This window comes from Burkholderia torrens, assembly GCF_984668525.1.
The window spans coordinates 613,494-634,826 of sequence record NZ_OZ480211.1 but is presented as its reverse complement, the minus strand read 5'-3'; the positions used below and the strand labels follow the sequence as shown (position 1 = coordinate 634,826).

The 21,333-nt window shown below is 68.1% G+C and carries 20 protein-coding genes; 9 read left to right on the top strand and 11 right to left on the bottom strand.

From position 1 onward, the window contains the following. Positions 1-81: 81 nt before the first annotated feature. On the bottom strand, positions 82-1,401 hold the full coding sequence (locus tag AC5LXX_RS02925) for a C4-dicarboxylate transporter DctA (RefSeq protein ID WP_124455372.1): 1,320 nt from the start codon (positions 1,399-1,401) through the stop codon (positions 82-84). 213 nt (positions 1,402-1,614) lie between these two features. Here AC5LXX_RS02925 and AC5LXX_RS02920 point away from each other — a divergent pair, with 213 nt between their 5' ends. Beyond that, complete coding sequence (locus AC5LXX_RS02920) at positions 1,615-2,337, top strand: FadR/GntR family transcriptional regulator (protein WP_493410418.1); 723 nt, start codon at positions 1,615-1,617, stop codon at positions 2,335-2,337. A gap of 36 nt (positions 2,338-2,373) precedes the next feature. Here AC5LXX_RS02920 and cynR read toward each other — a convergent pair whose 3' ends face one another. Beyond that, positions 2,374-3,264, bottom strand: coding sequence for a transcriptional regulator CynR (gene cynR, locus AC5LXX_RS02915; RefSeq protein ID WP_493410417.1), 891 nt, complete (start codon positions 3,262-3,264; stop codon positions 2,374-2,376). Positions 3,265-3,560: 296 nt separating this feature from the next. Between cynR and AC5LXX_RS02910 the strand changes: the two genes are divergently transcribed. After that, complete coding sequence (locus tag AC5LXX_RS02910; RefSeq protein WP_493410416.1) at positions 3,561-4,760, top strand: MFS transporter; 1,200 nt, start codon at positions 3,561-3,563, stop codon at positions 4,758-4,760. 108 nt (positions 4,761-4,868) lie between these two features. Here the strand turns inward: AC5LXX_RS02910 and AC5LXX_RS02905 are convergent, their stop codons facing one another. After that, complete coding sequence (locus AC5LXX_RS02905; protein WP_124455368.1) at positions 4,869-5,927, bottom strand: L-idonate 5-dehydrogenase; 1,059 nt, start codon at positions 5,925-5,927, stop codon at positions 4,869-4,871. Between the two features lie 13 nt (positions 5,928-5,940). Then, a complete protein-coding gene (locus AC5LXX_RS02900) occupies positions 5,941-6,714 on the bottom strand; it encodes an SDR family NAD(P)-dependent oxidoreductase (RefSeq protein ID WP_493410415.1) in 774 nt (257 codons plus the stop codon). Between the two features lie 151 nt (positions 6,715-6,865). Between AC5LXX_RS02900 and AC5LXX_RS02895 the strand changes: the two genes are divergently transcribed. Then, positions 6,866-7,756: a LysR family transcriptional regulator gene (locus AC5LXX_RS02895; RefSeq protein WP_493410414.1), complete on the top strand. Its 891-nt coding sequence runs from the start codon at positions 6,866-6,868 to the stop codon at positions 7,754-7,756. Positions 7,757-7,833: 77 nt separating this feature from the next. Here AC5LXX_RS02895 and gap read toward each other — a convergent pair whose 3' ends face one another. Both gap and tkt read right to left on the bottom strand, forming a co-directional pair. Then, positions 7,834-8,844 (bottom strand): type I glyceraldehyde-3-phosphate dehydrogenase, encoded by a 1,011-nt coding sequence (gene gap / locus AC5LXX_RS02890; RefSeq protein WP_166964849.1) that lies wholly within the window; start codon positions 8,842-8,844, stop codon positions 7,834-7,836. A gap of 87 nt (positions 8,845-8,931) precedes the next feature. Continuing rightward, a complete protein-coding gene (tkt, locus tag AC5LXX_RS02885) occupies positions 8,932-11,004 on the bottom strand; it encodes a transketolase (RefSeq protein WP_124455365.1) in 2,073 nt (690 codons plus the stop codon). Between the two features lie 218 nt (positions 11,005-11,222). Here tkt and speE point away from each other — a divergent pair, with 218 nt between their 5' ends. The 3 genes from speE to AC5LXX_RS02870 all read left to right on the top strand — a co-directional run bounded on the left by speE (position 11,223) and on the right by AC5LXX_RS02870 (position 13,400). Further along, positions 11,223-12,080, top strand: coding sequence for a polyamine aminopropyltransferase (speE, locus tag AC5LXX_RS02880; protein WP_493410413.1), 858 nt, complete (start codon positions 11,223-11,225; stop codon positions 12,078-12,080). A gap of 118 nt (positions 12,081-12,198) precedes the next feature. Continuing rightward, positions 12,199-12,615: a VOC family protein gene (locus tag AC5LXX_RS02875; protein ID WP_493410412.1), complete on the top strand. Its 417-nt coding sequence runs from the start codon at positions 12,199-12,201 to the stop codon at positions 12,613-12,615. Between the two features lie 17 nt (positions 12,616-12,632). Continuing rightward, entirely contained in the window at positions 12,633-13,400 is a 768-nt protein-coding gene (locus AC5LXX_RS02870) for a 16S rRNA (uracil(1498)-N(3))-methyltransferase (protein WP_493410411.1), read from the top strand. 79 nt (positions 13,401-13,479) lie between these two features. Here the strand turns inward: AC5LXX_RS02870 and AC5LXX_RS02865 are convergent, their stop codons facing one another. From AC5LXX_RS02865 to AC5LXX_RS02850, 4 genes are all read right to left on the bottom strand, one after another. After that, positions 13,480-14,187, bottom strand: a complete 708-nt coding sequence (locus tag AC5LXX_RS02865; RefSeq protein ID WP_493410410.1) for a hypothetical protein — start codon at positions 14,185-14,187, stop codon at positions 13,480-13,482. Between the two features lie 212 nt (positions 14,188-14,399). After that, positions 14,400-14,963, bottom strand: a complete 564-nt coding sequence (locus tag AC5LXX_RS02860; protein WP_124455359.1) for a barstar family protein — start codon at positions 14,961-14,963, stop codon at positions 14,400-14,402. Positions 14,964-14,979: 16 nt separating this feature from the next. Continuing rightward, positions 14,980-15,411: a guanyl-specific ribonuclease gene (locus AC5LXX_RS02855; protein WP_124455358.1), complete on the bottom strand. Its 432-nt coding sequence runs from the start codon at positions 15,409-15,411 to the stop codon at positions 14,980-14,982. Positions 15,412-15,787: 376 nt separating this feature from the next. Continuing rightward, positions 15,788-18,130: an NADP-dependent malic enzyme gene (locus AC5LXX_RS02850; protein ID WP_493410409.1), complete on the bottom strand. Its 2,343-nt coding sequence runs from the start codon at positions 18,128-18,130 to the stop codon at positions 15,788-15,790. A 134-nt stretch (positions 18,131-18,264) separates the two neighbouring features. On the opposite strand from AC5LXX_RS02850, the gene thiL reads away from it, so the two are divergent. From thiL to AC5LXX_RS02835, 3 genes are read left to right on the top strand one after another with little or no spacing between them, the layout of a single operon-like run. Then, positions 18,265-19,263, top strand: coding sequence for a thiamine-phosphate kinase (thiL, locus tag AC5LXX_RS02845; RefSeq protein WP_493410408.1), 999 nt, complete (start codon positions 18,265-18,267; stop codon positions 19,261-19,263). Next, on the top strand, positions 19,253-19,798 hold the full coding sequence (locus tag AC5LXX_RS02840; protein WP_493410407.1) for a phosphatidylglycerophosphatase A family protein: 546 nt from the start codon (positions 19,253-19,255) through the stop codon (positions 19,796-19,798). Before thiL ends, AC5LXX_RS02840 begins: the two co-directional genes overlap by 11 nt. 31 nt (positions 19,799-19,829) lie before the next feature. Beyond that, complete coding sequence (locus AC5LXX_RS02835; RefSeq protein ID WP_124455354.1) at positions 19,830-20,330, top strand: CinA family protein; 501 nt, start codon at positions 19,830-19,832, stop codon at positions 20,328-20,330. A gap of 166 nt (positions 20,331-20,496) precedes the next feature. Here AC5LXX_RS02835 and pyrF read toward each other — a convergent pair whose 3' ends face one another. Next, positions 20,497-21,324, bottom strand: coding sequence for an orotidine-5'-phosphate decarboxylase (gene pyrF / locus AC5LXX_RS02830; protein ID WP_493410406.1), 828 nt, complete (start codon positions 21,322-21,324; stop codon positions 20,497-20,499). Positions 21,325-21,333: the final 9 nt, after the last annotated feature.

Genomic DNA, 21,333 nt, shown 5'->3' with positions numbered 1-21,333 from the left:
GCCGGCGCGTCGGCGCGCCGGTCACGGGAAATTCGTTCGCGGCGGTGCGGCCAGGGGCGCCGCGCCGCGCGAGCGTCGCGCTCAGAGCGCGTGGGCCTGGTCGCCGGCGACCGGTGCGGCGCTGCCCGGCGCGTCGGCCACGTAACGCAGCTCGCGGTCCAGCACGCGTTTCGCACGGGCGCGGTCGATGTCGTTTTCCCACACCGCGACGACGACCGTCGCGACGCAGTTGCCGATCAGGTTGGTCAGCGCGCGGGCGATGCCGACGAACCAGTCGACCGGCAGGATCAGCACGAGGCCGAGCACGGGAATCGCGGGGATCGCCGACAGCGTCGCCGCGAGGATCACGATCGCCGAACCGGGGATGCCGTGCGCGCCCTTCGACGTGACGAGCGACACGAGCAGCACGACGATCAGGTCATGCGTCGACAGCGGCGTGTTGGTGGCCTGCGCGATGAACAGCACCGCGAGCGTCAGGTAGATCGAGAAGCCGTCGAGGTTGAACGAATAGCCGGTCGGGATCACGAGGCCGACCGTCGAATCCTTGATGCCCATGTATTCGAGCTTGCTCATCACCTGCGGCAGCACCGCGTCCGACGACGCCGTGCCGAGCACGATCGACAGTTCCTCGCGCAGGTAGCGGATCAGCTTGAACACCGAGAAGCCCGCGAGCCGCATCACCGCGCCGAGCACGACCGTGACGAACACGAAGCAGCTCAGGTAGAACACCGCGACGAGGTAGCCGAGCTGCTTGAGCGACGCGACGCCGTACTTGCCGGTCGTGAACGCGATCGCGCCGAGCACGCCGAGCGGCGCGAGCTTGATGATGAAGCCGATGATCCGGAAGAACACGTGCGACAGTTCCTCGATCAGCGAATTGACGCGCTGCGCCTTGTCGCCGAGCAGCGACAGCGCGGAGCCGAACAGCACCGCGAACACGAGGATCTGCAGGATGTCGCCCTTCGCGAACGCGTCGATCGCGGTCTCGGGGATGATCTTCATCAGGTAGCCGGCCGTGTCCTTCAGGCCTTCGGCATTCTTCGCGTACGTCGCGAGCGACGCCGCGTCGAGCGAGCGCAGGTCGATGTTCATCCCGACGCCCGGACGCGTGAGCCATGCGAGGACGAGCCCGATGCCGAGCGCGAGCGTCGTCATCACCTCGAAGTAGACGACGGCCTTCAGGCCGACCCGGCCGACCTTCTTCAGGTCGCCCGCATTGGCCATGCCGCTGACCACGACGCAGAACACGATCGGGCCGATGACCATCTTGATGAGCTTCAGGAAGCCGTCGCCGAGCGGCCGCAGCGACTCGGCGAAGTGCGGGAAGAACGCGCCTAGCGCGACCCCCAGGATCAATGCGACGACTACCCGGCCAAACAGCGAATTGAGGAATTTCGACACGGCGCTCTCCCGATCCAACGGTTGCAGTTTCGTCTGTTCATACTGGTAAGACCAGTGATGTTATGGTGGATAGTAGGAAGCCGATATAGTGACGTCAAGGACGGACAAAATAGGGATTTCCCGCCCCTCCCCGCCCGGTCTCGGCGCACTTGGAAAGGGGCGGATCGTGGCTTTCCCGTAGGACGGTCGTGCACCGCCTGCGTGCGGATTACAATGCCGGTCAGACCGGCCATCGTTCACATCATGAAAAACGTTCCGCATACCGTGACCGACGCCGCCATCGCGACGATCCGCGAACGGATCGAGGCAGGCGTTTATCCGGTCGGCAGCCTGCTGCCGGCCCAACGCCAGCTCTCCGAGGAGCTGGAGATCAGCCGCGCGTCGCTGCGCGAGGCGCTGTCGACGCTCGAGGCGCTCGGGATGCTGCGCATCCGGGCAGGCAAGGGCGTCTACGTCGAAAGCGCGCAGGCATCGGCCGCGCACGCGTGGCAGTTCGCCGAACAGTCGTCGCCGCCCGACACGTACCAGATGCGCTATGCGCTCGAAGGATTCGCCGCGCGGATGGCCGCGCACGTCGTCAGCGACGCCGACATCGCATGGTTCGAGGACAACCTCGCCGACCTGCACGTCGCGCTGACCGACAACGCGATCGACGAAGCGTCGCAGCTCGACTTCGACTTCCACATGCGGATCATCCATCTCGCCGGCAACGCGGCGATCGAGTCCATCCTGCGCAGCAGCGCGGACATCATGAAGGAAAGCCAGCGCATGCCGTTCTACCGGCGCGAGCTGCTGCTGTCGACGTGGCACGAGCACCGCGCGATCGTCGATGCACTGATCGCGCGCGACGCGGCCGCCGCGGGCACCGCGATCGAAACGCACATCGCGAACGCCGCGCAGCGCGCGGGCATCTTCTTCCCGACGCCGGGCGCGTAACGCGCCGCCGGCGCCCCAGCCGCGCGGTCGTTCCGGTCACCCTTCCTGCGGATCGCGATACGCGAGCGCGCGCTCGATGAACGCGCGTGCCGCGACGCTGCGGTACGCACCCTTGCGCGTGAGCAGCGCGGCCGTGCGCGTCGGCAGCGGCGGATCGATCTCCAGCGCGCACAGGTCGCCGCTCGCGCGGGCGATCGCGTCGGGCAGTACCGTCGCGAGCCGGCCGCATCGCACGAGCTCCAGCACCGCGCTGATCGTGTTCGTCTCGATCGCAATCTTCGGCCGCGCGCCATGCTCGACGAAATACCGGTCGATGCGCTCGCGCGTCGCGAACGCACGGCTCAGCAGCACCAGCGGCTCGCCGCCGAGCTCGCCCGGCGTCAGCGCGCGGCGGCGCCGCGCGAGACGGTGCGTGCGGCCCGTCACGAGCGCGAGCGGCTCGTCCCATAGCGGCAGCGCATCGATGTCCGGCGCACGCGGCGGCATGAACGCGAAACCCGCGTCGAGCCGGTCGTCGGCGAGCATGGCCTCGATGCGCTCCTGCGGCATCGCGTCGATCGTCAGCGCGACGTTCGGATAATCGGCATGGAAGCCGTCGATCAGCGAGCCGCTCAGGTAGGCCGCGAAGGTCGGCATCATCGCGAGCCGCAGCGCCCCGCTGCCGAGATCGGCGACGTCGTGCAGCGCGCGCTCGCCCGTTTCGAGCTCGTGCAGCGCGGCGCGCGCGTGGCGCGCATAGACCTCGCCGAATTCGGTGAGCCGCACCGCGCGGCCCGAACGGTCGAACAGCTGCACGCCGAGCGTGTCCTCGAGCTGGCGCACCTGCTGCGACAAAGTCGGCTGCGACACGTGCAGCGCGTCGGCCGCGCGCGTGAAACTGCGCTCCTCGGCGACGGCCAGGAAATAGCGTATGTGGCGGAGAAGCATCGCGGCCAATGTATTGGTTTCACCAATGGATACCATAACGATCCAGTCTTGGACGCTATGGGACGATTCCCGCATCATACGCACATCCGCTCCCGTGCCTCGCCTGTCACCGCACCGAAGCGGCCCGCACGGGCCCGCCGCACGACGATCCGCCGCCCGCCCGATCGGGGCCCGGCCGCGTTTCGCCCGGCGCGCATCGGTTCACCGCCGATCCGTTGACGCCGGCCCCGATTTCCATCACCTCGCGCAGCCGACGGTCCCGTGCCGCCGGCCGGTGCCGCTGTTTTTTCGCGACCATGGAACCGCATCAAGACAACCATCCTCCCCTGACCCGCGGCATGACGCTGCTGTTCGCCTGCGCGTGCGGCATCGTCATCGGCAACATCTACTACGCGCAGCCGCTGCTCGCCGCGATCGCGCACAGCTTCGGCCGCGCGCCGACCGAACTCGGCTATCTCGTCACGCTGACGCAGCTCGGCTATGCGGCGAGCCTGCTGCTGATCGTCCCGCTCGGCGACGCGGTCAACCGCCATACGCTGATCGTGCGGCTGCTGATGCTCAACGTCGTCGCGCTGGCCGCGGTCACGTTCAGCACGAACTTCACGATGTTCGTCGTCGCGAACGTCGCGGTCGGCTTCGTCACCTGCTCGACGCAGCTGCTCGTGCCGTTCGCGGCATCGCTTGCCGACGCGCGCTCGCGCGGCCGCGCGGTCGGCACCGTGATGAGCGGCCTGTTGCTCGGCATCCTGCTCGCGCGCGTCGCGGCCGGCGCGATCGCCGACTGGTTCGGCTGGCGCGCGGTGTACGGCGTCGCCGCGGTGATGGTGCTCGCGCTGACCGGCGTGCTCGCCGCGAAGCTGCCGAAGGATCGCCGCGACACGCGCCTCGACTATGCGGCCCTGATGAAGTCGCTCGTCGCGCTGGTGCGCGCACAACCGCTGATCGCGCTGCGCTCGACCTACGGCGCGCTCGTGTTCGCGTGCTTCAGCCTGCTGTGGACGGGCCTCACGTTCCTGCTGAGCCAGCCGCCGTACAGCTATTCCGAAGGCCGGATCGGCCTGTTCGGCGTCGTCGGCGCGGTGGGCGCGCTCGCGGCGACGTCGGCCGGCCGGCTCGTCGATCGCGGCCACGGCAATGCCGCGACGGGATTGTTCGCGGCGGCCGTGCTCGCGTCGTTCGCGCTGATCGCGACCGGCTCGCACTCGCTCGCGGCGCTGATCGCCGGCATCCTGCTGCTCGACATCGGCGTGCAGGGCACGCACATCTCGAACCAGAGCGTGATCTACGCGCTGGCCGGCAACGCGCGCAGCCGCGTGACGACGATCTACCTGACGAGCTACTTCATCGGCGGCGCGTTCGGGTCGTTCGCGGCGAGCGTCGCGTACCGCATCGACAGCTGGCGCGGCGTATGCATTGCCGGCGCGGCGCTGTCGGGCGTGCTGCTCGCGCTGTGGCTCGCCTCGCAGCGCGCCGGCACGCGGCAGGTCACACAGTAATGCGGCCGTCCGCTTCCGCCGCCTGACGAACAAAGGCACGCCGCGCGAATCGCGGGCGTGCCTGTTTGACGACGTCGATACCGTGCGTGACGCGCCAGCGCCGGCCGCTCACGCGGCCGCGTCCGCGAAATCGATCAGCACCTTCATCGCGCGCTGCCGGTCGCCGGCCAGTTCGAACGCGAGGTTCGCGTCGCGCATCGGGAACACGCGCGTGACGGCCGGCCGCAGGTCGACGCGCCCCGCATTGATCAGCTGCACCGCGAGCGCGAATTCCGCGTGGAAGCGGAACGATCCGCAGATCGACAGCTCCTTCGCGACCACGACGTTCTGCGGCAGGCTGACGTCGCCGCCGAGCCCCAGCTGCACGACGACGCCGCGCGGCCGCATCACGTCCAGCCCGTCGCGCAACGCGCGCGCATTGCCCGAACACTCGATCATCACGTCGAACGTGCCCTTGTCGGCGGCGTAGCGCTCGACCCAGCCGGCATCGGCCGCCGCATTGATCGTGCGGTCCGCGCCGAGCGCGCTCGCCACCGCGAGCGGCGCCTCGACGACATCCGTCGCGACGATCTCCGTCGCACCGTGCACGCGCGCCGCCGCGACCGCGAGCACGCCGATCGGCCCGCAGCCCGACACGAGCACGCGCTTGCCGATCAGCGGGCCCGCGCGCGACACCGCATGCAGCCCGACCGCGAACGGCTCGGCGAGCGCCGCGAGCGACAGCGGCACGTGGTCGGCAACCTTCACGCACTGCACCGCGTCGCACACGAGCGCGTTGCGGAACGCGCCCTGCACGTGCGGCATCCGCATCGCGCTGCCGTAGAAGCGCATGTCGAGACACTGGTTCGGCAGCCCTTCGAGGCAGTAGCGGCACGCGCCGCACGGCCGGCTCGGGTTGACCGCGACGCGGTCGCCGACTTTCACCGACGTGACGTCCGGCGCGACTTCCGCGACCGTGCCGGCCACCTCGTGGCCGAGCACCATCGGCTGCTGCAGCCGGATCGCGCCGAAGCCGCCATGCCGGAAGTAATGCAGGTCGGAGCCGCAGATGCCGCCCATCGCGACGTCGACGCGCACCTGGCCCGGGCCGATCTCGCCCGCGTCCTGCTCCTCGACCCGCAGGTCGTTCGGCCCGTGGATCACCACACACATGCAACGCATACGCATGACACGCTCCTTGTCAGACGGCACTGGTCAGCCCGCCGTCCACGAACAGCGTCTGGCCGTTCACGAAATCGGACGCGGCCGACGCGAGGAAGATCGCCGCGCCGCACAGCTCGTCGACACGCCCCCAGCGGCCGGCCGGCGTGCGCTTGCACAGCCAGTCCGAGAACGCCGCGTCGTCGACCAGCGCGCGATTCAGTTCGGTTTCGAAGTAGCCGGGCGCGAGGCCGTTCGCCTGGATGCCGTGGCGTGCCCAGTCGGCGCACATCCCTTTCGTCAGCATCCGCACCGCGCCCTTGGTCGCCGCATACGGCGCGATCGTCGGCCGCGCGAGTTCGCTCTGCACCGAACAGATGTTGATGATCTTCCCGTGGCCGCGCGCGATCATGTGCCGTGCGACGGCCTGCGCGACGTTGAACACGCCGTCGAGGTTCACGCGCATCAGCGCATGCCAGTCGTCCGGTTCGAATGTGTCGAGCGGCGCGCGGCGCTGGATGCCGGCGTTGTTCACGAGGATGTCGATCGCGCCGACGCGCGCCTCGAAATCGTCGATCGCCGCGCGTACCTGCCCGTGCTCGGCCACGTCGAACACCGCATGGTCGGCCGCGAAGCCTTCGTCGCGGAACTGGCGCGCGAGCGTCGCGGCCTTCTCCTCATTGCGATCGTTGATGACGATCGCGGCGCCGGCTTCCGCGAGCCCGCGGGCGAGCGTCAGCCCGATCCCGCGTCCGGAGCCGGTAATCAGTGCGCGGCGGCCGTCGAGGCGGAACCGGTCAAGCGCATGGGTCATGGATGTCTCCTCGTGCCAGTCGAGCCGGCGGCCCATCGCGGCCGGTCTCGCGTCGACGCTATCTTGCGCCGCCGGACGGAACCCGTGCCAATGGTCTTTTTTGATCCGGTTATCATGAAATCTGATTACCGCCTTCCCGAGCCTGCCGCCCATGGAACTCAAGCAATTGCGCGCCTTCGTCACGCTCGCGGAAGAGCTGCATTTCGGGCGCGCCGCTCAGCGCCTGTTCATCGTGCAGCCCGCGCTGAGCATGCAGATCAAGGCACTCGAGGAAGAACTGGGCGCGCGCCTGTTCGAGCGCGACCGGCACAAGGTCGAACTGAGCGACACGGGGCGCGTGTTCCTGCCCGAGGCGCGCGCCACACTGCAGCAGGCCGCGCGCGCGGAGCAGCTGGCGCGGCTGTCGAGCCGCGGCGAAATCGGCACGCTGCGGATCGCGTTCGTGTCGTCGGTGCTGCCCGCGCTGCTGCCGGCCGTGCTGCGCACGATGCGCGAGCGCTATCCGCTGATCGCGCTCGAACTGAAGGACATGCCGACGCCCGACCAGATCGCCGCGCTGCGCGACCGGCGGATCGATTTCGGGATGATCCGGCTGCCGGCCGCGTATGCGGGCATCGACACGCGCGTGGTGCTCGAGGAAGGATTCGTCGTCGCGCTGCCGCTCGGCCATCCGCTGGCCGCGCACGATGCGATCTCGCCGGCCGCGCTGCGCGGCCAGCCGGCGTTCGTGCTCGCGCGCCGCTACGCGCCCGGCTTTCACGACGACATGCTGCTCGCGCTGAGCCGCGCGGGCACGACGCTCGAGATTGCACAGGAGTTCGGGGAATTCACGACGATGCTCGCGCTCGTCGCGGCGGGAATGGGGATCGGGCTGATCCCGGCGGAAGCCGCGAGCGCGCTGCCGCCGAACGTGCTCGCGCGGCCGCTCGACCTGGCCGGGCATCGCAGCGGCATCGGCCTCGCGTGGACCGATCTCGACAGCGCGCTGAAGCGGGCGTTCGTCGATGCGATCGAGCAGGTGACGGCGAACGCCGGGCAATAAAAAACCCGGCCGGGAAACCCCGGGCCGGGCTCGTTCGCTGCGCAAGCCGCCTCGCAGCGGCCGCGCAACGTGCGCGATTACTTCGCGTTCGCGAATGCGACTGCCGTATCCAGCATGCGGTTCGAGAAACCCCACTCGTTGTCGTACCAGCTCGACACCTTGACGAGGCGGCCCGACACCTTGGTCAGCGTCGCGTCGAACGTCGACGAAGCCGGGTTGTGGTTGAAGTCGATCGACACCAGCGGTGCTTCGTTGTAGCCGAGGATGCCCTTCAGCGCGCCCTCCGATGCTTCCTTCATGATCGCGTTGACTTCCTCGACCGTCGTATCGCGCTTTGCGATGAACGACAGGTCGACGATCGACACGTTGATCGTCGGGACGCGGATCGCGTAACCGTCGAGCTTGCCGTTCAGTTCCGGCAGCACGAGGCCGACGGCCGAAGCCGCGCCCGTCTTCGTCGGGATCTGGCTGTGCGTGGCCGAGCGCGCGCGGCGCAGGTCTTCGTGATAAACGTCCGTCAGCACCTGGTCGTTCGTGTACGCGTGGATCGTCGTCATCAGGCCGGTTTCGAGGCCGATCTTGTCGTTCAGCGGCTTGACGAGCGGCGCGAGGCAGTTCGTCGTGCACGATGCGTTCGAGATGACCGTGTGCTCGGCCTTCAGCACGTTGTGGTTCACGCCGTAGACGATCGTCGCGTCGACGTCCTTGCCGCCCGGCGCCGAGATGATCACCTTCTTCGCGCCGCCCTTCAGGTGCGCGCTCGCCTTTTCCTTCGTCGTGAAGAAGCCCGTGCATTCCATCACGACGTCGACGCCCAGCTCGCCCCACGGCAGTTCGGCCGGGTTGCGGTTCGCCAGCACGCGGATCTTGTCGCCGTTCACGACGAGGTAGTCGCCGTCGACCGACACTTCGCCCGGGAACTTGCCGTGCGCGGTGTCGTACTGGGTCAGGTGCGCGTTGGTCTTCGCATCACCCAGGTCGTTGATCGCGACGATCTCGAGATCGTGCTTCTTGCCGTTTTCATAAAACGCGCGCAGCGTGTTGCGGCCGATACGGCCGTAGCCGTTGATTGCGACGCGAATCGTCATGGTCTATCTCCTGATGGCTGAAAAAATTCGTTTCGTGCAGCTTCACGGTGCGACGCGCGCGAGGGGCGGCGCGCGTCGCTTATGGTCTTAGGCCAGTACGGCCTTCGCGGTCTCGACGACGTGTTCGACGGTGAAGCCGAAGTACTTGAACAGCACGCCGGCCGGCGCCGATTCGCCGAACGTGTCGATCCCGACGACGCCGCCTTCGAGGCCGACGTACTTGTGCCAGAAGCTCGTCACGCCCGCTTCGATCGCGACGCGGCGCACGCCGTGCGGCAGCACGCGTTCGCGGTATTCGGCGTCCTGGCGGTCGAACACGTTGGTCGACGGCATCGACACGACGCGCGCCGCGATGCCCTGCTGCGCGAGAGGCTCGACGGCCTTCATCGCGAGTTCGACTTCCGAGCCCGTCGCGATCAGGATGATCTTGCGCGCGACGATCTCTTCGTCCCAGTCCTTCAGCACGTAGCCGCCCTTCGCGATGTTCGCGATCTGCGCGTCGGTACGCGGGTTGAACGCGAGGTTCTGGCGGCTGAAGATCAGGCTCGACGGACGATCCGCGGCGACCGCGTGCGTCCACGCGACGGCCGTCTCGACCGTGTCGGCCGGACGCCACACGTCGTGGTTCGGGATCAGGCGCAGGCTCGACACGTGCTCGATCGACTGGTGCGTCGGGCCGTCTTCGCCGAGGCCGATCGAATCGTGCGTGAACACGAAGATCGACGGCACCTTCATCAGCGCGGCGACGCGCAGCGCGTTGCGGCTGTAGTCGGAGAACGTCAGGAACGTGCCGCCGAACGGCTTGTGGCCGCCGTGCAGCGCGAGGCCGTTGATCGCGGCGCTCATGCCGAATTCGCGCACGCCGTAGTTGATGTGGTTGCCCAGCGCGACGCCCGGGCCTTCGGGATTCGCGCGGACCGCCTTCGACGCCTTCCAGTTGGTCAGGTTCGAGCCGGTCAGGTCGGCCGAGCCGCCGAGCAGTTCGGGCAGCGCGGCAGCCAGGCCTTCGATCGCCTGCTGCGACGCCTTGCGGGTCGCCACCGTCTCGCCGCGCTCGTTCGCGCCGGCGATGATCGCTGCCGCCTTCTCGGCCCAGTCGGCCGGCAGCTGGTTGGCCATCCGGCGCTCGAATTCGGCGGCTTCTGCCGGGAACTTGGCGCGATAAGCAGCGAACGTCGCGTCCCATTCGGTTTCAGCGCGCTTGCCGGCTTCCTTCGCGTCCCATGCCGCGTAGACTTCCTGCGGAATCACGAACGGCTCCCACTTCCAGCCGAGCGCTTCGCGCGTCTTCGCGATTTCTTCCGCGCCGAGCGCCGCGCCGTGCACGTCGTGGCCGCCCGCTTTGGTTGCCGCGCCCTGGCCGATCACCGTCTTGCAGCAGATCAGCGTCGGCTTGTCCGACAGCTTCGCCTTCGCGATGGCCGCGTCGACCGCGTCGACGTCATGGCCGTTCACGTTCGGGATCACGTTCCAGCCGTATGCTTCGAAGCGCTTCGGCGTGTCGTCGTGGAACCAGTTCACGACGTCGCCGTCGATCGAGATGCCGTTGTCGTCGTACAGCGCGATCAGCTTGTTCAGCTTCAGCGTGCCCGCGAGCGAGCAGGCTTCGTGCGAGATGCCTTCCATCAGGCAGCCGTCGCCGAGGAACACGTACGTGTGGTGATCGACGATCTTCGCGCCGTCGCGGTTGAACTCGTCGGCCATCAGCGCTTCGCCGAGCGCCATGCCGACCGCGTTCGCGAGGCCCTGGCCGAGCGGGCCGGTGGTCGTCTCGACGCCCGGCGTGATCCCGTATTCCGGGTGGCCCGGCGTCTTCGAATGCAGCTGGCGGAAGTTCTTCAGCTCTTCGATCGGCAGGTCGTAGCCGGTCAGGTGCAGCAGCGAGTACAGCAGCATCGAGCCATGGCCGTTCGACAGCACGAAGCGGTCACGGTCGGCCCAGTGCGGGTTCGTCGGGTTGTGCTTCAGGTGGCGCGACCAGAGCGCGACGCCGATTTCGGCCATGCCCATCGGCATGCCGGGGTGGCCGGAGTTCGCTTGCTGGACGGCGTCCATCGCGAGCGCACGGATCGCGTTGGCCATCAGGGTGGTGGAGGCGGGAGACGAAGTCGTCATGTCGAGTCCGGAGAACGAGTCGAGGAAACGGGGGCACGGCGGCATCCGGAAGCTCGAGCGTCAATCGTTCCCGGCGCGCGGTGCGGCGCCTGACGGACGCGAAGCGGACGGAGCCTACGGACGGGGCTGCAAAGCTCGTCATTTTAACAGATGGGCTGACATTTCCCTTGTCCGCGCGTAGTGTTCCGGCACGGTTTTCCGTCAAAGCGCCGGCCTCCTATAATTCAGACGTCGGAACTGCCTGCCCCCGAGTGGCCCCGCCCGTGAGCACCACGCTTCTCTTTCACCCTACGCCCCACGCCACCTACGGCTTCCCGAATGCCCGGCGGCTCGCGCACGTCGCGTCCCCGCACCAGCAGATCGAAGTCTGGGAAACGCCGCAGCTCGGCCGCCTGTTCACGCTGGACGGCCGGCCGATGACGTCGGTCGGCGACGAGTACGTCTATCACGAGTGCATGACGCACCCGGCCGCGCTCGCGCACCCGTCGCCGAGGAAGGCGCTCGTGCTCGGCGGCGGCGACGGCGGTGCGGCGCGCCAGTTGCTCAAGCACGCGTGCCTCGAGCGGATCGTGATCGCGGAGCTCGACGACGAAGTGATCGGGATGGCGCGCCGCTATCTCGACGACGTGCACCAGGGCGCGCTCGACGACCCGCGCGTCGAGGTCGTGATCGGCGACGCCGCGCATTTCGTCGAATCGACCGTCGAGCATTTCGATCTCGTCGTGTTCGACCTCACGCCGCCCGACTCGCCGGCGGCCGGCCTCTATACGCGCGCGTTCTACGCGCGGCTCAAGCGCATTCTCACGCCGTGCGGCGCGATCTCGATACATCTCGGCTCGCCGGTGTTCCACGCCGCGCGCATCGCCGCGCTGCTCGACGACCTGCGCGCGAGCTTCGCGGTCGTCGATCCGCTGTCCGCGCACGTGCCGCTGTACGGTTCGCAGTGGCTGATGGCGATCGCGAGCGACACGCTCGACGCGGCCGCGCTGTTCGCGCACGACATCGACGAACGGCTCGCGGCCCGTCGCGTCCACGGCCTGCGCTACTACGATGCGCGGCTGCATGCGTCCCTCTTTGCCCTGCCGCGCGCGCTGCGCGATACACTGGGCGTTCGCCGCTGAGCGTCCGGTCGGCCGCATCGCTCCGTTGTTCCGTCGAGGTCCGGCATGGTTCGCCGTACGAAACACGGAACCGGAACGACCCGGACGCCGCGCCACCCTGGTCCCACAGGAGATTTTCATGACCGATCCACGTCCGGCCAACGTGCCTTGGTTGACGCCCTACCTGGCCGTACGCAACGCGCGCGCGGCCATCGATTTCTTCAAGGCCGCCTTCGGCTTCGCGCTGCGCGACGTGCACGACGAGGACGGCGCGATCATGCACGTCGAGATGAGCTACCGCGGCCAGCTGATCGTGATGTTCGCGCCCGAAGGCGCATTCGGCTCGACCGCGCTCACGCCGAAAAGCGCGAACTCGACCGCACCGCAATCGTTCTACCTGTATGTCGACGACGTCGACGCCACCTGGCAGCGCGCACTCGACGCAGGCGCGAAATCGCTGAGCGCGCCGCAGGACCAGTTCTGGGGCGACCGCTTCGCGCAGATCGAGGATCTCGACGGCTACCGATGGGCGCTTGGACGCCGTCTCGACGCATGACCGACACCGCAACACGCATGAACGAAGCCACCACCACCGCGGCCGTGCCGCGCTTTTTCGTCGACGCCGCATTGCGCGCCGACGCCACGCTCGCACTACCGGCCGATGTCGCGCGCCACGCCCAGGTGCTGCGCCTGCAGCCCGGCGACGTCCTCGCGCTGTTCGACGGCAGCGGCGGCCAGTACCGCGCACGGCTCGCCGAGATCGACAAGCGCAGCGCGATCGTGCAGATCGAGGCATTCGAGGCGGCCGAAGCCGAGCCGCCCTACCGCGTGACGCTCGCGCAAGGGATCGCCGGCGGCGACAAGATGGACTGGGTGATCGAGAAGGCCGTCGAGCTCGGCGTCGCGGCGGTCGTGCCACTGTCGACCGCGCGCGGCGTCGTGAAGCTGTCCGGCGAACGCGCGGACAAACGCGTCGCGCACTGGCGCGGCGTCGTGCGTGCGTCGTGCGAACAGTGCGGGCGCAACCGTGTACCCGACGTCGCGCCGGTCGCCGGCTTCCACGCGTGGCTCGATACGTTGCCGGCCGCGCCGGCCGACGGCGAGCTGCGGCTGCTGCTGTCGCCGCGCGCGAGCATCCCGTTCGCGTCGCTGCCCGACGCGCCGCCCGCGGCCACCGTCACGCTGCTGATCGGCCCCGAAGGCGGGCTGTCGCCCGACGAAGAAGGCGCGGCGCGCGCCCGCGGGTTCACCGCGCTGTCGCTCGGGCCGCGCGTGCTGCGCACCGAGACGGCCGGCGCGGCCGTGCTCGCGGCGCTGGCAGCGCGCTGGGGCGGGTGGTGATGGGCAGGATGTGCCGCCGCGACGCAGTGCGGCCCCTCCCGGCTCGCACGGTAACGCTGACGCCGCGATTGGTCGCGCGTTACTTGTCGCTCGACGAGCCGTGCGGCATCGAATCGGACAACGCGTCGACCACCGGCGTCAGCACGTCTCCGGGGCTACCGGTCGTCCAGCCGCCGTCCTCCAGGCTGTAGATATCGATCTTGCCTGTCACCGGGTGCGTCACCGGTGCGTCGTCCAGCACCTGCGCAATGCCCGAGAAGATCGTCTTGAGCGACGCAATGCGTGCCGCCTCGCTCTTCAGGCGCCGATTCGGCCCCAGCTTCGCCTCCAGCGCCTTCGCGCCCGGCCCCGCATCCGCCACGCGGCACGCGAATTCGACGGTCGCGATCGTCTTGCCGTCGATGGCCGAGTTCGGTCGCTGTGACGACCCGGTCGTCTTGCATTCCGAGCGATTGAGCGCGCGCTGATAGGCAGCGGCCATGCTCTCGACCGACGGACGCAACGCGGCACTCGCCTTCGGCGGCATCGGCGCCAGGATCCCGTCGGCCATGTCCTTGCGCATCGACTCGCCCATCGTCGACAACACGCCGATGTCGAGCGCGTCCTTGCCGCTGTAACTCGCGCGTACCGCGTCGTTGAATTCGCGGGCTTTCGACACGTCGCCGTTGACGAGTGCGCCGATGTAAAGGTCGACGGTCTGCTCGGGCGTCAGCGGCGCGGCATGCGCGGCGCCGGCCGCGACCAGCAGGGGCAGTACGACGGCGCGTGCGGAACGGGAAATATTCATGGGAAGACAGCCCTCTCTCGATGGTTTGTTGTATGCACCCGTTGCGGCGGCTGCCGCAGCCGGGCCGACCGGGATTGTCTCGAAAAATGGCGCCGGATGAAAGGTCGATGTCAGACAACGACGCGCCGTGCCGGCCCATACGCATCGCGCAGGCGCAAAAAAGCCCGCTCGAGGCGGGCTTCTTGCCTGATCGACCGCGGGCCGATGCGTGCTTACGCGAACGAGTAGAACACGCGGAACGCGACCTTGCGCTCGGCCCAGAACTCGGCCGCCTCGCGGAACACGTCGAGCAGCGTCTCGCGCCCTTCCTTGTCGAATTTCTGCGCGATCGGCAGCCCTTCGAGGACGATCACGAAACCGGGCTGCGCACCGGCCTTCGCGACGAGGTCGGTCAGGCAGTCGTACAGCGCGTCGTAGTTCTTCCCGAAATGCTTCGGGAACAGGAACGACGTCGCGATCGTTTCCATCACTTCCTGCTTCGACTGCGCGGCGCCGCAATACGCGAACAGAAAGTGCTGGCCGAGCCGGCTGGCTTCGTCGGCGAGATCCTGCACGCGGAACGCGCGGATCGACTGCACGAGATTGGGTCGCACGGTCGTGAAAAGGCTCATAGGCTCCTCGTTCGATGAAAGCCCGGGCTCGGCTTCCTGTTGCTCCGGCGTGCCGCCAGCCTGCGCCGCCGCGTGCAGCTGGATCACGCGCTGAAACAGATTGCCGTCGCCGGCCGCGAACAGTTCCGCCGCCGCCGTATCGTGCGCGTAGATGGAGTCGCTCATGCCATTCGTCCCGAAGTCATTCAACAATACGTTTAAAACTGTTGTAGTGGTCGCCCGTGTAATAACAGTTGTCGATCCGGCGCAAGGGCCCGCCACAGACGATCCGGCGCGCGCCGCGATTGCGGGCACGCGGCGTCGGCACCGTGTATTCATGGTAGTAGCCGCGCTTCGCCTTCGGCAGGATCCGCTCGCGGTTGCCGAACACGACGCCGTCTTTCTCGTACGGATAGGGGCCGCCCGCGCCGATCAGGCCCAGCGTGGTCACGGCCTCGCGCGGAAGACTGGCAGCCGGAATCGTGTCGAGCCCGCTGGCGGCCACGTCGGCCGGAACGGCCTCCCGTGCGTAAGCGGCGGAAACCAGACTACCCGCCGGCGTGCCGACGATACCCATCGCGAACATCGCGAAGACGGACGCGAGCGCGCCGTTGCGGAGCCACTTGCGTGCCATGAACCAGGGTTCCCGCTGTTAAATCAAGTAGTTGACGACCAACAAAGGCGTTAGCGTAGCGTTATTGGCCGCGCGAATCAATGTCCGTTTGGGAATCGAAAGCGTCGTGATACCCGGAATCGCGCATTTCTTACCGAAATTACACTACATTTATCTTACATAGGATAAAATCCGGACGGCATCTCGCCAATGGCAGGAACTGCCTCCCTGCCTCGCTCGCTGTCTGGGGTGGAGAGATGCTGCTTGTTGCTTGCGGGAAGCGCGTGTGCGCCCTGCCCGGCGGCGTGCCCATTGCGGGCACGCCTCTTTTTGCTTTTGTTTACAATTTTCCCGACGCGCCACGCCGGTTCGACCGGCCTGGCGCGTTCGTTTTGGCTCAGCGCGCGGCGTTCACGTCGGCGACCAGCAGCGCCGCCATGTTGACGATGCGGCGAACGGTCGCCGATTCGGTCAGCACGTGCACCGGCTGAGCAGCGCCCAGCAGGATCGGCCCGATCGCGATGTTGTTGCCAGCGGCCGTCTTCAGCAGGTTGTACGCGATGTTCGCGGCGTCGATGTTCGGCAGGATCAGCAGGTTCGCGTCGCCTTCCAGCGTCGATTCCGGCAGGATTTCCTTGCGCAGCGCCGCGTCGAGCGCGACGTCGCCGTGCATTTCGCCGTCGACCTTCAGTTCCGGTGCGGTTTCCTGCAGGATCGCGAGCGTATCGCGCATCTTCTTCGCCGAAGGTGCATTGCTCGTGCCGAAATTCGAATGCGACAGCAGCGCGACCTTCGGCTCGATGCCGAAGCGGCGCACTTCTTCCGCGGCCATGATCGTGATCTCGGCCAGCTGCTCCGGGGTCGGATCGACGTTCACGTGCGTGTCGACGAGGAAAATCTGGCGGCCCGGCAGCACGAGGCCGTTCATCGCCGCGTACACGCTGCAACCCGGGCGCTTGCCGATCACCTGGTCGATGAAGTGCAGGTGGCGGTGCGTGGTGCTGATCGTGCCGCAGATCATCCCGTCCGCTTCGCCCTTCTTCACCAGCATCGAGCCGATCAGCGTCGTGCGGCGACGCATTTCGACGCGCGCGAGCTGCTCGCTGATGCCCTTGCGCGCCATCATCTTGTGGTACGTCTGCCAGAAGTCGCGGTAGCGCTCGTCGTGCTCGGTGTTGACGACCGTGAAATCGGTGCCCGGCGTGAGGCGCAGGCCATAGCGCTGGATACGGTGCTCGATCACCGACGGGCGGCCGATCAGGATCGGCTTGGCCAGCTTCTCGTCGACGATGATCTGAACGGCGCGCAACACGCGCTCTTCTTCGCCTTCCGCGAACACAACGCGCTTCTTCTCTTCCGGCGCCGCGCGCGCGATCTGGAAGATCGGCTTCATCGTCGTGCCGCTGTGATACACGAACTGCTGCAGGTGGACGCGGTACGCCTCCATGTCCTCGATCGGGCGCGTCGCGACGCCGCCGTCCATCGCGGCCTGCGCGACGGCCGGCGCGATCTTCACGATCAGGCGCGGATCGAACGGCTTCGGGATCAGGTATTCGGGCCCGAACGACAGGTCCTGGATGCCGTACGCGGTCGCGACGATGTCGCTCTGCTCGTGCTGCGCGAGTTCGGCGATCGCGTTGACGGCCGCGATCTCCATTTCACGCGTGATCGTCGTCGCGCCGACGTCGAGCGCGCCGCGGAAGATGAACGGGAAGCACAGGACGTTGTTGACCTGGTTCGGGTAGTCGGTGCGGCCGGTGGCCAGCACTGCGTCCGGGCGCACTTCGAGCGCGAGTTCCGGCAGGATTTCCGGCGTCGGGTTCGCGAGCGCGAGGATCAGCGGGCGCTCGGCCATGCCCTTCACCATCTCCTGCTTCAGCACGCCCGCGGCCGACAGGCCGAGGAAAATGTCCGCGCCGTCGATCACTTCGGCCAGCGTCCGCGCTTCCGTTTCGCGCGCGAAACGCTCCTTGTCCGGATCCATCAGCTCGGCACGGCCCTTGTAGACCACGCCGGCCAGGTCGGTCACGATGATGTTCTCGATCGGCAGGCCGATGTCGACCAGCAGGTCCAGGCACGCGAGCGCGGCCGCGCCCGCGCCGGAGGCGACGAGCTTGACCTTCTTGATGTCCTTGTTGACGACCTTCAGGCCGTTCGTGACGGCCGCGGCCACGACGATCGCGGTGCCGTGCTGGTCGTCGTGGAACACCGGGATCTTCATCCGCTTGCGCGCTTCGCGCTCGACGATGAAGCAATCCGGCGCCTTGATGTCTTCCAGGTTGATCCCGCCGAAGGTCGGCTCCAGCGCGGCGATCACGTCCACCAGCTTGTGCGGGTCCGATTCGTTCAGCTCGATGTCGAACACGTCGATGCCCGCGAACTTCTTGAACAGCACGGCCTTGCCTTCCATCACCGGCTTCGACGCGAGCGGGCCGATATTGCCGAGGCCGAGCACCGCCGTGCCGTTCGTGACGACGCCGACCAGGTTGCTGCGCGCGGTGAAACGCGCCGCGTTCAGCGGATTCTCGACGATCTCCTCGCACGCGTACGCCACACCCGGCGAGTACGCGAGCGCGAGGTCGCGCTGGTTGATCATCTGCTTGGTCGGGGCGATCGCGATTTTCCCGGGGGTCGGGAATTCGTGATAGTCGAGCGCGGCTTCGCGGAGTTTGGCTTTGGAGGAGGCTTGAGTAGACATGTGTCTCGTGGCGGGCGGATTAGAATAACTGTTCGACGGCATTGTAGCGCCAATCATCGGCCGCCAGACCGGCGATTCGGGTGCAACAGCCGCGACAAAAATGAACCGAACGGTGAAGGAACGCTGCCGCTCGCCTCGTACAATGCCGTTCCTCCAATCGTTCCGGATGACCCGCCGTGCCAGCCGCCCTTTCCGAGTTTTCGCTGATCGAACGCTTCTTCACGCGCCGTGCCGCGCAGGGCGCCCGCGCGTCGACGCTCGGCATTGGCGACGATTGCGCGCTGATCACGCCGCGATCCGGGAAATTGCTGGCCATTTCGACGGACATGCTGGTGGAAGGCCGCCACTTCTTCCCCGATGTCGCACCCGACGCGCTCGGCCACAAGACGCTCGCGGTCAACCTGTCCGACCTCGCGGCGATGGGCGCCGAGCCGCGCGCGTTCACGCTCGCGTGCGCGTTGCCGCGCGCCGACGCGGCGTGGCTCGAGGCCTTCAGCAACGGGCTGTTCGCGCTCGCCGAGCGCTACGGCTGCGAGCTGATCGGCGGCGACACGACGAGCGGGCCGCTGAACCTGTGCGTGACCGTGTTCGGCGAAGTCGCGCCCGACGCGGCGCTGCGGCGCGACGCCGCGCGCGACGGCGACGACGTGTGGGTGTCCGGCGCGCTCGGCGATGCCCGCGCGGGCCTCGGCGTCGCGCGCGGCGAATGGGCGGCCGGCGCGGACGAAGCGGCCGCGTTCCGGCGCGCGCTCGAGCGGCCCGAGCCGCGCGTCGCGCTCGGCCTGGCGCTGGCCGGCGTCGCGCACGCGGCGCTCGACCTGTCCGACGGCCTCGCCGGCGACCTGCAGCACATCCTGACGCGCTCGAACGTGCGCGCCGAGATCGACGCCGACGCGGTGCCGCGTTCGGCCGCGCTCGCGACGCTGCCGCCCGACGTGCAACGCCGCTGCACGCTGGCGGGCGGCGACGACTACGAGCTGTGCTTCACCGCGCCGGCCGCGGCCCGCGCGGCGGTCGAAGCGGCCGGCGCAACGGCCGGTGTGCCGGTCACGCGAATCGGTACAATACGCGCGTTGTCCGCGCCGTCGGCGCAACCCGCGATCGCGTGGCACGACGCCGCCGGCGCGCCCCTCGCTCTCACGTTGCACGGCTTCGACCACTTCCATGCAGACTGACCCAACGCCCGCGCACGCCGCGGCCGAGACCGGCGCCGCGAACCACGCGCCGAAGCGCGCGACCGTGCGCTTCATGCTGTCGCACCCGGCGCACATCGTGTCGCTCGGCTTCGGCAGCGGGCTCGCGCCGATCATGCCCGGCACGTTCGGCTCGCTGTTCGGCTGGCTCAGTTTCGTCGCGCTCAACCGCTATCTGACAGTGCCCGAATGGTGGGCGCTGATCGCCATCGGCTTCGCGGCGGGCACGTGGATTACCGGTTTCACCGCGAAGCAGATGGGCACGTCCGATCCGGGCGCCGTCGTCTGGGACGAAATCGTCGCGATCTGGCTCGTGATGCTGTTCGTCACGCCCGCGACGTTCATCGGCCAGCTGTGGGCGTTCGTCGCGTTCCGCTGCTTCGACATGATCAAGCCGCCGCCGATCCGCTATTTCGACCGCCGCCTGACAGGCGGGCCCGGCATCATGGTCGACGACCTGGTCGCCGCGTTCATGACGCTGCTCGTGATCGCCCTGTGGCGCTCCGTCGTCGGCTGACCGATTTCCCGACTCCCGTTTCCCGACGCGCATGCCAACCGATTCCGTCGTCCATCAGCTTGCGATCCGCGCAGGCAACAAGCTGCGTGACGAGCACCTCACGCTCGCCACCGCCGAATCCTGCACCGGCGGGATGATCGCCACGGCGATCACCGACATTTCCGGCAGCAGCCAGTGGTTCGAACGCGGCTTCGTCACGTATTCGAACCAGGCCAAGATCGAGATGATCGGCGTGCCGCCCGACCTGATCGACAAGCACGGCGCCGTCAGCGAGCCCGTCGCGCGTGCGATGGCCGAAGGCGCGCTGCGCAACAGCCGCGCGCAGGTCGCGCTGTCCGTCACGGGCATCGCGGGCCCGGCCGGCGGCAGCGAGAAGAAGCCGGTCGGCACCGTGTCGTTCGGCTGGAGCAACCGGCTGCATACCGACGTCGAGACGCTCGTGTTCAAGGGCGACCGCGAGCAGATCCGCACGCAGGCGGCCGCGCATGCGCTGCGCGGGCTGCTGAAGCTGCTCGACGAGCGCGAAGGCTGACCGGGCCGGGGCGCGTGGCGCGCCCCAGCCGCTTGCAAGCCTGCAATACGGAAGCGACGGGAAGTTGTCCGCGCGAGTCAATGCGGCGGACGTCGGGGAAGGCAGGTGCGCGGCCCGCGAATGCGGGCGCGGCGAAGCAAGGCCGCCCGGCCGGGCGGCCGGTATGTCAGCGATGCGCGTTGATCGTGTCGCGCGTCTTCTGCGCGGCGAGCGCCGCGGCTTCGGCGAAATCCTCGCCCTTGCTCGCGTACAGGATCGCGCGCGACGAGTTGATCATCATTCCGGTGCCGTCGGCCGTGCGGCCCGCGTTGACGGTCGCCTGCACGTCGCCGCCCTGCGCGCCGATGCCGGGGATCAGGAGCGGCATGTCGCCGACGATCCCGCGCACGATCTCGATTTCCTTCGGGAACGTCGCGCCGACCACGAGGCCGAGCTGGCCGTTCTTCGCGTTCCACTTGTTCGCCGCGAGGTCGGCGACGACTTGGTACAGCGGCCGGCCGTTCGTGTCGAGGAACTGCAGATCCGAGCCGCCCGGGTTCGACGTGCGGCACAGCACGATCACGCCCTTGCCTTCGTGCTCGAAGTACGGCTCGACCGAGTCGTAGCCCATGTACGGGTTCACCGTGACGGCGTCCGCGCGATAGCGCTCGAACGCTTCGCGCGCGTACTGCTCGGCCGTGCTGCCGATATCGCCGCGCTTCGCGTCGAGGATCACGGGCAGGCCCGGATGCTGGAGGTGGATGTGCGCGATCAGGCGCTCGAGCTGGTCTTCCGCGCGATGCGCGGCGAAGTAGGCGATCTGCGGCTTGAACGCGCTCGCGTACGGCGCGGTCGCGTCGACGATCTGCCGGCAGAATTCGAAGATCGCTTCGGGCTGGCCGTCGAACTGCACGGGAAAGCGCGACGGCTCGGGATCGAGGCCGACGCACAGCAGCGAATTCGTGCGCTGCCACGCGGCGCGCAGCGATTCAATGAAAGTAAGCGGGGAAGACATGGCGGATAC